Origin of the sequence: Nocardia sp. CA-151230, from assembly GCF_050942175.1 — a bacterium.
GTDB lineage: Bacteria > Actinomycetota > Actinomycetes > Mycobacteriales > Mycobacteriaceae > Nocardia.
Genome location: NZ_CP192061.1, coordinates 8,741,904 through 8,755,647 on the forward strand (window position 1 = coordinate 8,741,904; position 13,744 = coordinate 8,755,647).

Sequence of the window (13,744 nt, forward strand, 5' to 3'; positions counted from 1 at the left end):
ATACTCCTGCTGCTGTGTGGCTTTCGGGTGCGGGAGGAACGAGTGGCGGTGGCCGCGCACACCGCCGCCACTCGTCGCCCCGGTCAGTAGGACCGGGGCAGGCCCAGCGAGTGCTGGGCCACGAAATTGAGGATCATCTCGCGGCTGACCGGGGCCACCCGGGCGATGCGTGCGGCGGCCAGCATGCCCGCCAGGCCCACATCCGAGGTCAGGCCGGAACCGCCGTGGGTCTGGATGGCCTGGTCGAGAGCCTTGATGCTGGCCTCGGCCGCAGCGTATTTCGCCATATTGGCGGCCTCGGCCGCGCCGAAGTCGTCACCGGAGTCGTAGAGGAACGCGGCCTTCTGCATCATGACCTTGGCCAGTTCCAGCTCGATCTTCACCTGCGCCAGCGGGTGCGAGATGCCCTGGTGCGAGCCGATCGGCGCGCCCTTCCACACCGCGCGCTCCTTGGCGTAGGCCACGGCCCGGTCGATGGCGTAGCGGCCCATGCCGACCGCCATGGCCGCGCCCATGATGCGCTCCGGGTTCAGGCCCGCGAACAGCTGCGCGATGGCGGCGTCCTCCTGGCCGACCAGGGCGGTGGCGGGCAGCCGCACATCGTCGAGGAACAGAGTGAACTGGTTGTCCGGCTCCAGGATGTCCATCTCCTGCTTCGTCTTCACGAAGCCGGGGGTGTCGGTGGGGACGATGAACAGGGCGGGCTGCAGGTTGCCGGTCTTGGCGTTCTCGGAGCGGGCCACGATGAGCACCGCCTCGGCCTGGTCCACGCCGGAGATGAAGATCTTGCGGCCGTTGAGGATCCAGTCCTCGCCGTCGCGGCGGGCGGTGGTGGTGATCTTGTGCGAGTTGGAACCGGCGTCCGGCTCGGTGATGCCGAACACCATCTTCGACGAGCCGTCGGCCAGCTTGGTCAGCCAATGCTGCTTCTGCGCCTCGGTGCCGTACTTGGTGATGATGGTGCCGCAGATGGCGGGCGAGACCACCATGAGCAGCAGACCGCAGCCCTGCGCCGCCAATTCCTCTTGGACCAGCGCGAGTTCGTAGATGCCCGCGCCACCGCCGCCGTACTCCTCGGGCAGGTTCACGCCCAGGAAGCCGAGCTTTCCGGCCTCCTCCCACAGCTCGTCGAAGGGCTCGTTGCGACGGGCCTTGGGGCCGGCATAGTCGCGGAAGTTGTACTTGGCGGCCAGCTTGGCCACCGCGGCCCGCAGCGCCTTCTGCTCGTCGGTCTCGATGAAACTCATTGCCTACTCCTGATCTTCGCTGTGGACCACGGCGAGAACCGCGCCGACCTCGACCTGCTGGCCGGCGGAAACGTTCAATTCGGTGAGCACGCCGGCGGTGGGTGCGGCAATGGTGTGCTCCATCTTCATCGCCTCCAGCCACAGGATGGGCTGGCCCTTCTCGAGCCGGTCGCCGACCGCCGCGCCCAGGCGGATGACCGCGCCCGGCATCGGGGCCAGCAGCGAGCCCTCGGCCACCTGGTCGGCCGGGTCCTCGAAGCGCGGCAGACGGCGCACGGCCACCGGGCCGAGCGGGGAATCCACCGCGACCAGATCGCCGTAGCGGGCGATCTCGAAGCGACGGCGCACCGGGCCGCGCTCCCCCGGAACCTGGAGCACCACGAGATCCGGTGTGGCCTCCAGCAATTCGAGCCCGTCGTGGCCCTCGACCTCGACACCCGCGCGGGTCAGGCGGTAGCGCACCTCGTGCTTGCCGGTCAGGCGCGACTCGTAGGACTTGGACTGCGGCTGCGACGGCAGATTGCGCCAGCCGCTGGGCAGGCCGCTGCCGACCCGGGCCACCCGCCGGTTGGCGGCGGCATCGGCGAGCGCGGCGGCCACCATGGACAGCTGCTCGTCGGCCTCGGAAACCAGTGGCGCCGAGAGCTTCTCGAGATCGTGGGTGGCGAAGAACGCCGTGTCGGTGTCGCCTGCCAGGAATGCCGGATGCCGCAGCACCCGCACCAGCAGGTCGCGGTTGGTGACCAGGCCGTGAATCTTGGCCCGCTGCAACGCGCTCGCCAGCAGATGCGCCGCCTCGTCCCGGGTCTCGGCGAAGGAGATGACCTTCGACAGCATGGGGTCGTAGTGCACGCCCACCGCCGAGCCGTCCACCACGCCGGTGTCCAGGCGCACCCCCGGCTCGGTCAGCACGGTGAATTCGCCCAGGGTGCCGGGGATGTCGAGCTTGTGGACCGGGCCGGACTGCGGCTGCCAGTCGTGGGCCGGATCCTCGGCGTACAGGCGCACTTCGATGGAGTGGCCGCGCATCTCCGGCTGCCGCGCGGGCAGCGCGCGACCGGCGGCCACCTGCAGCTGCAGGCGCACCAGGTCGAGGCCGGTGACCTGCTCGGTGACCGGATGCTCCACCTGCAGACGGGTATTCATCTCCAGGAAGAAGAAGTCGCCCTTCTCGTCGGCCAGGAACTCGACGGTGCCCGCGCCCTCGTACCCGATGGCCTCCGACGCCAGCCGCGCCGCCTCGAACAGCCGCGCCCGCATGCTCTGCCCATCGGCCATGCGCGCGGGCTCTCCGTGGTTGCGCTGCGCTACCGCCTCCGAGCCTGACGCGCGCATGGCGTCGATCTTCTCGACCAGCGGTGACGGCGCTTCCTCGACGACCTTCTGATGGCGGCGCTGGATCGAGCACTCGCGCTCGCCGACCGCCCACACGGTGCCGTGGGTGTCGGCCATGACCTGCACCTCGATGTGGCGGCCGGTCTCCAGGTAGCGCTCACAGAAGACGGTCGGATCACCGAAGGCGGACTGGGCTTCCCGCTGCGCGGCCTCGATCTGACCGGTCAGCTCGGACAGTTCGCGCACCACGCGCATGCCGCGACCGCCACCACCGGCGGACGCCTTGATCAGCACCGGCAGCATGTCGGCGGTGACCTCGGCCGGATCCAGCTGCTTCAGCACCGGGACACCAGCGGCGTCCATCATCTTCTTGGACTCGACCTTGGAGCCCATCTGCTCGATGGCCGCGACCGGCGGGCCGATCCAGATGAGGCCGGCGGCCTGCACGGCCTTGGCGAATTCGGCGTTCTCGGAAAGGAATCCGTAGCCGGGGTGGATGGCGTCGGCACCGGCGGCCAGGGCGGCCTCGATGATCAGCTCGGAGCGTAGGTAGGTCTCGCCGGGGGTGTTGCCCGGCAGGCGGATTGCCGCATCGGCCTCGGCCACGTGCGGGGCATTCGCATCGGCATCCGAATAGACGGCAGTGGTCGCGATACCCATGCGACGGCAGGTGGCGAACACCCGTCGTGCGATCTCGCCACGGTTGGCGACCAGAACATTGGTGAGCCCACGCGTCGCCCCGCCGCCACCCCAGTGGGAATCGCTTCGCGATACTGTCATTTTTGGCCTCACATCCGGAAGACGCCGAAGCCCTCGGCGCCCTTGATCGGGGAATTGTGGATGGCGGACAACGCCATTCCCAAGACCGTGCGGGTGTCACGCGGGTCGATGACGCCGTCGTCGTAGAGACGGCCCGACATGAACATGGGCAGCGATTCGGCCTCGATCTGCGCCTCGATCATGGCGCGCAATCCGGCGTCCTGCTCCTCGTTGAACGGAATACCGCGCGCCTCGTTGGCGGCCCGGCCCACGATGGAGATGACGCCCGCCAGCTGCGCACCGCCCATGACGGCGGATTTCGCACTCGGCCAGGCGAATACGAAGCGCGGGTCATAGGCGCGCCCGCACATGCCGTAGTGGCCCGCGCCATAGGAAGCACCCATCAGCAGCGAGATGTGCGGCACCTTCGAATTCGACACCGCGTTGATCATCATCGCGCCGTGCTTGATGATGCCCTTCTGCTCGTACTCCTTGCCGACCATGTAACCGGTGGTGTTGTGCAGGAACAGCAGTGGCGTGTTCGACTGGTTCGCCAGCTGGATGAACTGAGTGGCCTTCTGCGCTTCCTCGGAGAACAGCACGCCGCGCGCATTGGCGAGAATGCCGACCGGGTAGCCGTGCAGCTCCGCCCAGCCGGTGACCAGGCTGGAACCGTAGAGCGGCTTGAACTCGTCGAAATCGGAGCCGTCCACCACGCGAGCGATGACCTCGCGCGGGTCGAACGGGATCTTGAGGTCACCCGGCACGATGCCGAGCAGTTCTTCCTGGTCGTACAGCGGTTCGATGATCTGATCGACCGGGCGGGCCGCCGGACCCTGCTTCTGCCAGTTCAGGCGCTTCACGATGGACCGGCCCAGGCGGATCGCGTCCTGCTCGTCCACGGCCAGGTAGTCGGCCAGACCCGAAATGCGGGCGTGCATTTCGGCGCCGCCCAGCGACTCGTCGTCGGACTCCTCACCCGTGGCCATCTTCACCAGCGGCGGGCCGCCCAGGAACACCTTGGAGCGCTCCTTGATCATGACCGTGTAGTCGGACATGCCCGGGACGTACGCGCCGCCGGCGGTGGAGTTTCCGAAAACCAGTGCGATGGTGGGGATTCCGGCCGCCGACAGCCGGGTCAGGTCCCGGAACATGCGGCCGCCGGGGACGAAGACCTCTTTCTGCGTCGGCAGATCCGCGCCGCCGGACTCGACCAGGCCGATCACCGGCAGCCGGTTCTCCAGCGCGATGTCGTTCATGCGCAGGTTCTTGCGCAGCGTCCACGGATTCGACGTACCGCCGCGCACGGTCGGATCCGGCGCCACGATCATGCACTCGACGCCCTCGACAATGCCGATGCCCGCGATCACGCTGGCGCCCACATGGAAGTCGCTGCCCCAGGCCGCGAGCGGGGCCAGCTCCAGGAACGGCGAATCCTCGTCGATGAGCAGTTCGATGCGCTCACGCGCGGTCAGCTTGCCGCGTTTGCGGTGCCGGGCCATCTTGTCCGGGCCACCGCCCGCGATGTTCTTGGCGTACTCGGCCTCCACCTCGGCCAGTTTGGCCGTCATGGCCTCGGCGGCGGCCTGATAGTCCGCCGAATTCGGGTCTACGGACGTGCGCAGAATACTCAAGACTGGAACCCCAATCGCTTGGCCGCGAGGCTGGTCAGGATCTCGTTGGTGCCGCCGCCGATGCCGAGGATGCGGACATCGCGGTAGTGGCGCTCGACTTCGGACTCACGCATGTAGCCGAGGCCGCCGAAGAGCTGCACCGCCTGGTGGGCAACCCATTCCGCGGTCTCCACGGCGGTGTTCTTGGCGAAGCACACCTCGGCGATCAGATCGGTCTCACCGCGGGCGGCGCGCTCGGCCACACTGTGGGTATACACGCGCGCGACATCGATGCGGCGTGCCATCTCCGACAGCGTGTTCTGCACGGCCTGGCGGCTGATCAGCGGGCGGCCGAAGGTCTCCCGGTCCCGGCACCACCGCAGCGTCAGGTCCAGGCAGCGCTGGGCGTGCCCGTACCCCTGCACGGCCAGCCCCACCCGCTCGCTCACGAAAGCCTGTGCGATCTGGGCGAATCCGCTGTTCTCCGGGCCCACCAGGTTCGAGACCGGAACTCGCACATCGACATACGACAGTTCGGCGGTGTCCGAGCACAGCCAGCCCATCTTCTCCAGCTTCCGGCTGACGGTGAACCCGGGCGTGCCCTTCTCCACCACCAGCAGCGACACGCCCGCCGCGCCCGGACCGCCCGTACGCACCGCGGTCAACACGAAATCGGCGCGCACACCGGAGGTGATGAAGGTCTTGGAGCCGTTCACGATGAAGTCGTCGCCGTCCCGGACCGCCGTGGTCCGCAGATGCCCGACATCCGAACCGCCGCCCGGCTCCGTGATGGCCAGCGACCCGATCTTCTCGCCCGCCAGCGTCGGCCGTACCCAGCGCTCGATGTGCTCGGCATTGCCCGAGGCGATGAGGTGGGGCACCGCGATACCGCAGGTGAACAGGGAGGCGAACAGACCACCCGAACAACCCGCGTAATGCAGCTCCTCGGCCACGATCGCGGCGTCGATGCCGTCTCCGCCGGAACCGCCGGCGGATTCCGGGAACTGGATGCCCAGCAGCCCCAGCGCACCCGCCTTCTTGTGCAGCTCACGCGGGATCTCGCCGTTGCGCTCCCACTCGTCCAGATATGGCAGCACCTCCCGCTCCGCGAAACCGCGCACGGTGGCGCGCAATTCGCGGCGTTCGGGCGTCTGCCACGGGTCTGCATATCCGGCGCTCATGCCGCCTCGTTCCCTTCCGCGAGGCCGAACCCTCGCCTGTCACCGCCGCGGCCGCTCCACGGCCGCAACGCAGGTCCGCCGCGCCGCCTCACGGCAGCAACTCCGCGGGAATGTCCAGATACCGGGCGCGCAGCCATTCGCCGAGCCCCTTGGCCTGCGGATCGAAACGGGCCTGATAGGCCACGCCCTCGCCGAGCAGACCCTCGACAATGAAGTTCAGCGCCCGCAGATTCGGCAGCACGTGCCGGGTGACCGGCAGCGCGGCGGTCTCGGGCAGTAGCCGGCGCAGCTCGTCGACGGTCAGCGTGTGCACCAGCCAGCGCCACTGCTCCTCGGTACGCACCCAGACGCCGATATTGGCATTGCCACCCTTGTCGCCACTGCGGGCCAGGGCGATCGCGCCCAGCGGGGCGCGGGTGGTGGCTCCGGCCGGAAGCGGCTGCGGCAGTTCGGGTTCCACGACCGCATCCAGCTCCAGGGTTTCCCCGGCCGGCGCGATCGCCACCTCGGTGCCGTCCGCCAGCACCGCCGTGTGCGGAATCTCCTTGGAATCCACGTATCCCGGCGTGAACACCCCGTACGGACCGCCGTTGCCGGGCGGGGCCGTCAGCGAGAAGCCGGGGAAGCTGGCCAGGGCCAATTCCACGGCGACACTGGAGAACGCGCGTCCCACCTTGTTCGGATCCGGGTCCCGGACCACACAGCGCAGCAGGGCGCTGGCCTGCTCCTCGGTGTCGGCGTCGGGCCGATCCAGCCGCGCCAGGGTCCACTCCAGCTGGGCGGGCCGCGCCGGCAGCCAGGACTCCAGCTGCCGTTGCGCCAGTTCGGCTTTGGCCTCGATATCCAGGCCGGTGAGGATGAACTCCATCTCGTTGCGGAATCCGCCGATGGTGTTGGTCGACACCTTGGTCTGCGGCGGCGGGGCCTCACCGGTCACGCCACTGATCAGCACCCGGTCGGGGCCCTCCTGGCTCACCTGGATGGTGTCGAGTCGCGTCGTGACATCCGGCCCGGCGTAGCGCGCGCTCTGGATCTCGTACATGAGCTGGGCTTTCACCGTGTCCACGGTGACCGCGCCGCCGGTGCCCGCATGCTTGGTGATGACACTGCTGCCATCGCGCCGCACCTCGGCGATCGGGAAGCCGGGCCGCCCCAGATCGGCGATCTCGGTGAAGAAGGCGAAATTGCCGCCGGTGGCCTGGGTGCTGCACTCGATGACGTGTCCCGCCACCACCGCACCGGCCAGCGCGTCGTAATCGGTTCGGCCCCAGCCGAAATGCGCGGCCGCGGGACCGACCACCACCGAGGCGTCGGTGACCCGCCCGGTCACCACGATGTCCGCGCCCGCGGTCAGGCATTCGGCGATGCCCCACGCGCCGAGGTAGGCGTTCGCGGTGAGCGGCGTGCCCAGTCCCAGCTCTCCGGCCCGCGCCAGCAGATCGTCCCCGGTCACGTACGCGACCTTCGGCGCGAGACCGAGCTTTTCGGCCACCTCCCGCACCCGCTGGGCCAGCCCGGCCGGATTCAGCCCGCCCGCATTGGCGACGATCTTCACCCCGGACTCGAGGGCCAGGCCGAGGCTGCCCTCCAGCTGCTTCACGAATGTTTTGGCGTAGCCGAGGCTCGGGTCCTTCATGCGATCGCGGCCCAGGATCAGCATGGTGAGCTCGGCCAGATAGTCGCCGGTGAGCACGTCGAGCTGCCCGCCCTCGAGCATCTCCCGCATGGCGCTGAGGCGATCGCCGTAGAACCCGGAACAGTTGCCGATCCGAATCAGATCCGGAGTGTCGGCGAGCTGACTCATGGCGGGCCTCCCTGTACACCTGCGCTGTCACAGCGCGGTCGGCGCAGCCTCGGTGCTGCGATCGCTTACAGGGTCACATCGCGCCCCTAAAAAATCAAGCCTGCGTGCTTGTTATTTTCCAGAATCCCAGGTCGGGGCCGGTCTCCGGTGCGCAGGCAACCTTCAGGCACACTGAACAGGTGTCCTCAGACGTCACCGTGATCGTCCTGCTCGCCCTCGCCGGATTCCTGCTCGGCGGGGCGTACTCGCTGTTCAAGACCTCGCGCCCACTGGCCATCGGGCTAGCCGTCTGCGGCGTGCTCGCGGCCGTGGGCGCGGTGCTCTGGATGACGAACTGACTCTCGGGCCCAGCGGACCGTCACTCGGCTTCGAGGCGGAAGATACGGAGGTCTTCCGGGACACCGCTCAGGGGAGCCGCGAAAAAGCTACGGCGATAGGGCTTTACGCCCAGGCCGAGCTCCTCGAGCGTCTCGGGGCGCAGCGAGTCCAGCGTCACGCCCGAGAGCATGGTGTTGCCATTGCCGCCCGCCTCCATGACGCGGGCCGCGATGTTCACATCGATGCCGAGCCAGTCGCCGCCGATCTCGCGCGGGCTGCCGGTGTGCAGCCCCAGGCGCATCTGCGGGCGATAGCCGTCCACCGACACCGCCGACAGGTTCTCCTTGGCCGCCACCGCCGCCCGCACCGCCCGGTCGGCGGACGGGAACACGGCCATCACGCCGTCGCCCATGCGCTTGACCACCTGGCCGCCGCGATCCACGATGGGCGGCTCGATGGCCTTGGCCACCCGCCGCAGCAGGTCCAGGGTCACCTCGTCCCCCGCGGCCAGGGACCAACTGGAGAAGGCCACCAGATCGGTGAACATGATGGTGATCTCGTGCGGGCCGCGGCCCTTGCCCATTCGCTCCAGCACGGCCTGCCAGACCTGCAGCGCACCCAGTCCCAATTCGCGTGCGGCGCTGGGGGAATCACCGACCAGCTTGTCCGCCGCGCGGGCCACCGCGCGCGCACCACCGGGTCCGGAGACCGAGAGCGGATCGCCGAAGGCCGGATCACCGGGCAGGTTCTCGCGGGCCTTGCGGATGGCATCGATGATGTCGCCGCGCTGATTGGCGGCACTGACCATGGCCGAGAGCTGCCCGGGGAAACGGCCGCGTCGCCGGCCCTGCTCCGACTCGGTTTCGTCGGGGTCCTCGGAAAGTTCCGCGGGAATCAAGGGGATGACCACATCCGGGTCGATGCGGGGTTGCCGCGCCCGGCTGCCGGGCGCTTCGCGGGACCGGCTGCGATCGGTTCCCAGTCCGTCCGTACGGTTCGCGTCGGAGGCGCGTTCACCGCCGTCGGAGGGTCGTTCGCTCACGCCCAGAGCGTATCTCAGCGTTCCGTCGTGGAATGGATCAATGATTGCCACCTGACACCTCCCGATCGGTGCTAGCGGCCACATCATTGGACCCGCCGAAGGTTTGAGTGTTTGGTTGCTGTTTCGATGCTACCGACCGTCCAGTACGACGGCCAACCGATCCATGCCGACAGGAAAAGTTAGCTGGCACACACTTTGGCTCGTCATGACATCGGCCCGATACGGAGAATCCGTATCGGGCCGATGCTCGCCGCCGTGCCGGGCAGTGGCCGGCGGCCCCTAGGGCAGGGTCTGTGCGCCGCGCTCTACGCGTCGCGCTTATTTACCACGAACAACGCGGCTGCGAAGATCAATCCCACGAAGACCGCGAAGTAGACCAGGCCACCCCACGGACCCCAGTGCCAGTATGACGACTTGGCGTCCACGGTACCCAGGAACAGGCCCGCGTTCTGGAACGGCAGCAGCACCTGGATCTCCCGGCCGATCTTGCCGAATGCGCCGACCATGGGCTCGAGGATGACCGGCCACACGATCAGCAGCGACAGCGCGCCCGCCGACTGCCGGATCAGCGTGCCCACACCGACCGCCAGGAAGACCACCAGCAGGATGAACAGCGGCACGGCGTAGAAAACCCGCAGATCGCCACTGCTCAGGCTCAGGTGGCTGCCCGCGTCGTGGTTCACCATGACCTTGAAGATGAAGAAGCCGAGGAAGGTCAGCGCCGCACTCAGCAACGCCATAGCAACCCCGATGACACCGGCCTTCGTGAGCAGCACGGTGGTCCGGCCGGGAACCGCGAGGAAGGTGGTCTTGATGGTGCCGAAGCGGTATTCACTGGTGACGGCCAGCGCCGCCAGGATCATGACCATCAGGTAGCCGAAACCCGGAATGCCCTGGGCCAGGCCGGTGATACCCAGGCCCGCCACCGAATTCTCCGCGTACGGCGCATCGGCCGGGGTCATCTTGCCCTGGGCCAGCTGATCCTCGAATACCCGCCAGGACGCGTTCAGGGCCAGGCTGAACAGCGCCGCGATACCCAGCGCGAACACCACCAGCAGCGCCGTGCACCAGACCGGGGACTTGGTCGAGGTGAGCTTGATTCGTTCCGCCGCGAGCACTCCCATCAGAGCGCACCTCCCATAACCTGATCGAAGCCTTCGCCGTGGTACTGCACCGCGCCACCGGTCATGCGCATGAACGCCTCCTCCAGCGAGGCGCGCTGCGGCGAGAGCTCGTAGAGCGTGATGTCGTTGGCGCCGGCCAGTTTTCCGACCGCGTCGCTGGTGACGCCCGCGACCACCAGGGCCTGGCCGTCCGCCTCTGCAGGTTCTTTACCGGCCGGCCGGGCGCCGTCCTCGCGCACCGTCATGCCGTTCGAGGTGAGCAGGCTGCGCAGCTGATCCAACTGCGGACTGCGCACGCGCACAGACTGTTCCGAGGCCTTCTCGATGAAATCCTTTGTGGTGGTGTCGGCAATGAGTCGGCCCCGGCCGATCACGACGAGATGCTCCGCGGTCTGCGCCATTTCGGAGAGCAGATGGCTCGACACCAGCACGGTGCGGCCCTCACCCGCCAGCCGCTGCATGAAACGGCGGATCCACAGAATGCCCTCGGGATCCAGGCCGTTCACCGGTTCGTCGAACAGCAGCACCTGCGGGTCGCCGAGCAGGGCTCCGGCCAGGCCGAGCCGCTGCGACATGCCCAGGGAGAAACCACCGGCGCTCTTGTTGGCGACCTCGGACAGGCCGACCAGGCGCAGCACCTCCTCCACCCGCGACTGCGGAATGTCATTGGAGGCGGCCATCCACCGCAGGTGCGAGCGCGCGGAACGATTGGGATGCACCCACTTCGCGTCCAGCAGCGCGCCGACGGTGTCGAGCGGACGCTTCAGGTCGTGGTACGGCTTACCGTCGATGAGGGCGGTGCCGGAGGTCGGCGTGTCCAACCCCAGGATCATCCGCATGGTGGTCGACTTGCCCGCCCCGTTCGGGCCCAGGAAGCCGGTCACCTGCCCCGGACGGACCGTGAACGACAGGTCCGACACCGCGACGGTCTGGCCGTAGTGCTTGGTCAGGCCTCTCAGTTCGATCATGGCGACCAGTCTTCCCCATGTATGGAGCGCGCACTATCGCTAAATGGTCGCGCGCCGCTCATCCCTCAGGATGACTGTTCCCTCAGGATGACTGTGTCCAATTTGCCCTCCGCTTCGCTACGGGCGGGTTCGCGGCGCTGAAGGTCTCGTTCTTCCCTCCTCCGCTCCTCCGCTTCGCTCCCCCGCTCCAAGGCGGAGGTCTATTCCAGCCGCAGTCCAGAACGAGACGCGCCGCGAACCAGAGCGCGGCTTCAGAATCCGGGTGAGGACGCCTGGGCCCAGAAGCGCTTGGGGATTCGCCCGGCCTGCCGCGCCAGCCGGCCGCCCTCGACCGCGCGGGCCATGGCGGCGGCCATCAGCGCGGGCTGCCGGGCGCGGGTGACCGCGGTGGCCAGCAGGACCGCCGAGCAGCCGAGTTCCATTGCCAGCGCGGCATCACTGGCCGTGCCGATGCCCGCGTCGAGGATGACCGGCACACCCGCGGCGGCCACGATCATCTCGATATTGTGCGGATTGCCGATGCCCAGACCGGTGCCGATCGGCGAGCCCAGGGGCATGACCGCGGCGCAGCCGGTGTCCTCGAGGCGCTTGGCCAGCACCGGGTCGTCGGTGGTGTAGGGCAGCACGGTGAAGCCGTCGTCCACCAATTGCTCTGCGGCGGCGACCAATTCGATGGCGTCGGGCAGCAGGGTGCGCTCGTCGGCGATGACTTCCAGCTTCACCCAATCGGTTTCGAGAGCCTCGCGGGCCAGCTGGGCGGTGAGCACCGCCTCGGCGGCCGTGCGGCAGCCGGCGGTATTGGGCAGCGGGGCGATCTCCAGCCGCTCGAGCAGGTCCAGTACGCCGGTGCCGCCCGCAGCGTCCACCCGGCGCATGGCAACCGTGGTCAGCTCGGTGCCCGAGGCGACCAGGGCCTCCTCCAGCACGGCCAGGTTCTCCGCGCCGCCGGTGCCCATGATGAGCCGAGAGCCGAACTCGCGGCCCGCGATGACCAGCGGTTCGGTGACCAGCGATTCGGTGACCAGCGGTTCGGTCGCGCTAACCACCCTGCACCGCCGTCAGCACCTCGATCTCCCAGCCGCGGCCGACCGGCTCGTCCCAGCGGGATTTGGGGAACACCGCGCCGTCGATGGCCAGCGCCACGCCCTGGCACGGCAGGCTCAGGCGTTCCAGCAGCTGCCGGATGGTGAGCTCGTCGGGGAAAACATGATCCTCACCATTGACGGTGACGCCGACCGGGATTGCGGTCATCGAACTCCTCCTGGGTGAAACGGTGCGGCGGTGGTGAACCGGCGCGGGTCCGCGACGCGCGCCTCGGGCAGCTCGGTGTCGGCGAGCAACGCCAGGACGGCGTCGGCGGTGACCGGGGTGTCGAGAATGCCGTTGCGGCCGTGTCCCGCGGCCACGATCACCTGCTCGTCCAGGTAACCGATCAGCGGCAGATTGTCGGGCGAACCCGGGCGCGAACCCGCGATGGCCTCGGCGAATTCGTACTCGCCGATGCCCGGCAGCACGGCCTCGGCATCGGTGACCAGGTCGCGGACACCGGCGACGGTGACGGCATTGTCGAACCCGACTTCGTATTGTGTTGCACCCAGCACGATTCCGTCACGCCTCGGCACAAGATATATGGGGCGGCCGTGCACCCGGGCCCGGATCACGCGGGCGGGCACGAGCGGGGCGCTGGGGCGGCGGCGCAGGCGCAGTATCTCGCCCTTCACCGGGCGGACCGGCAGACCGGGCCACAGGTCGGCGGCCGCGGCGCCGGTGGCGAGCACGATGCGATCGTGCGGCAGGCCCGCCGGCGACTCCACCCGCTCCGCGCGGAACTCGACTCCGGCCGCGGCACAGGCGGTTCGGAGCGCGGTCACCAGGGCGCGATTGTCCACGGCGGGTTCGGCGACGGCGAGCAGTCCGGCGCGCACGCCGCGGCCCAGCCCGGGTTCGGCGGCACGCACCCCGGCGCGGTCCAGCAGGCGCAGCTCGTGGCCGCGGGCATTCACCCAGTCGGCGATGGTGCGCAGGTCGGCGGCATCGGCGCCGTCCAGGGCGACGGTCAGGGTCTGATCGGCGACGAAGACATCGGTGCCGGTGACGGCCCGCAGCTCGGCGGCGAAACCGGGCCAGCGGATCAGGGAGGCGGCGCCGAAGGCGAGAGCGGCGTCCTCACCGGGCCAGCCCTCCGAGAGCGGGGCGAGCATGCCGCCCGCCACCCACGAGGATCCGGAGCCCACGGCCGGGTCGAAGAGGGTGACGGTCCAGCCCGCTCCGGCGGCACGCCAGGCTATCGAAAGTCCGATCACACCGCCGCCGACGACGGCCAGAGTCCGCATGTGAATCCACCTAACTCATC

Annotated in this window: 12 protein-coding genes; 1 reads left to right on the top strand and 11 read right to left on the bottom strand. The window is 68.8% G+C overall.

Annotation, left to right across the window (positions count from 1 at the left end):
- Window positions 1-83: 83 nt before the first annotated feature.
- From ACQP1O_RS40955 to ACQP1O_RS40975, 5 genes are all read right to left on the bottom strand, one after another.
- Complete coding sequence (locus tag ACQP1O_RS40955; protein WP_433563619.1) at window positions 84-1,247, bottom strand: acyl-CoA dehydrogenase family protein; 1,164 nt, start codon at window positions 1,245-1,247, stop codon at window positions 84-86.
- Between the two features lie 3 nt (window positions 1,248-1,250).
- Window positions 1,251-3,362 (bottom strand): acetyl/propionyl/methylcrotonyl-CoA carboxylase subunit alpha, encoded by a 2,112-nt coding sequence (locus ACQP1O_RS40960; protein ID WP_433563620.1) that lies wholly within the window; start codon window positions 3,360-3,362, stop codon window positions 1,251-1,253.
- An 8-nt stretch (window positions 3,363-3,370) separates the two neighbouring features.
- Complete coding sequence (locus ACQP1O_RS40965; RefSeq protein ID WP_433563621.1) at window positions 3,371-4,975, bottom strand: acyl-CoA carboxylase subunit beta; 1,605 nt, start codon at window positions 4,973-4,975, stop codon at window positions 3,371-3,373.
- Window positions 4,972-6,135, bottom strand: coding sequence for an acyl-CoA dehydrogenase family protein (locus ACQP1O_RS40970; protein ID WP_433563622.1), 1,164 nt, complete (start codon window positions 6,133-6,135; stop codon window positions 4,972-4,974). Before ACQP1O_RS40970 ends, ACQP1O_RS40965 begins: the two co-directional genes overlap by 4 nt.
- A gap of 88 nt (window positions 6,136-6,223) precedes the next feature.
- Window positions 6,224-7,939 carry an acyclic terpene utilization AtuA family protein gene (locus ACQP1O_RS40975; RefSeq protein ID WP_433563623.1) on the bottom strand — a complete coding sequence of 572 codons (1,716 nt, stop codon included), beginning with the start codon at window positions 7,937-7,939 and terminating at the stop codon, window positions 6,224-6,226.
- A 179-nt stretch (window positions 7,940-8,118) separates the two neighbouring features.
- Here ACQP1O_RS40975 and ACQP1O_RS40980 point away from each other — a divergent pair, with 179 nt between their 5' ends.
- A complete protein-coding gene (locus tag ACQP1O_RS40980) occupies window positions 8,119-8,277 on the top strand; it encodes a hypothetical protein (protein WP_354843480.1) in 159 nt (52 codons plus the stop codon).
- Between the two features lie 20 nt (window positions 8,278-8,297).
- Here the strand turns inward: ACQP1O_RS40980 and ACQP1O_RS40985 are convergent, their stop codons facing one another.
- The 6 genes from ACQP1O_RS40985 to thiO all read right to left on the bottom strand — a co-directional run bounded on the left by ACQP1O_RS40985 (window position 8,298) and on the right by thiO (window position 13,724).
- Window positions 8,298-9,299, bottom strand: coding sequence for an adenylate/guanylate cyclase domain-containing protein (locus tag ACQP1O_RS40985; protein WP_433563624.1), 1,002 nt, complete (start codon window positions 9,297-9,299; stop codon window positions 8,298-8,300).
- A 305-nt stretch (window positions 9,300-9,604) separates the two neighbouring features.
- On the bottom strand, window positions 9,605-10,423 hold the full coding sequence (locus tag ACQP1O_RS40990; protein WP_379388622.1) for an ABC transporter permease: 819 nt from the start codon (window positions 10,421-10,423) through the stop codon (window positions 9,605-9,607).
- A complete protein-coding gene (locus ACQP1O_RS40995; RefSeq protein ID WP_433563625.1) occupies window positions 10,423-11,391 on the bottom strand; it encodes an ABC transporter ATP-binding protein in 969 nt (322 codons plus the stop codon). The genes ACQP1O_RS40990 and ACQP1O_RS40995 overlap by 1 nt, the downstream gene beginning before the upstream one ends.
- A gap of 251 nt (window positions 11,392-11,642) precedes the next feature.
- Window positions 11,643-12,401, bottom strand: a complete 759-nt coding sequence (locus tag ACQP1O_RS41000) for a thiazole synthase (RefSeq protein ID WP_433567965.1) — start codon at window positions 12,399-12,401, stop codon at window positions 11,643-11,645.
- Window positions 12,402-12,429: 28 nt separating this feature from the next.
- Complete coding sequence (thiS, locus tag ACQP1O_RS41005) at window positions 12,430-12,642, bottom strand: sulfur carrier protein ThiS (RefSeq protein ID WP_433563626.1); 213 nt, start codon at window positions 12,640-12,642, stop codon at window positions 12,430-12,432.
- On the bottom strand, window positions 12,639-13,724 hold the full coding sequence (gene thiO, locus ACQP1O_RS41010; RefSeq protein WP_433563627.1) for a glycine oxidase ThiO: 1,086 nt from the start codon (window positions 13,722-13,724) through the stop codon (window positions 12,639-12,641). The genes thiS and thiO overlap by 4 nt, the downstream gene beginning before the upstream one ends.
- Between the last annotated feature and the right edge of the window lie 20 nt (window positions 13,725-13,744).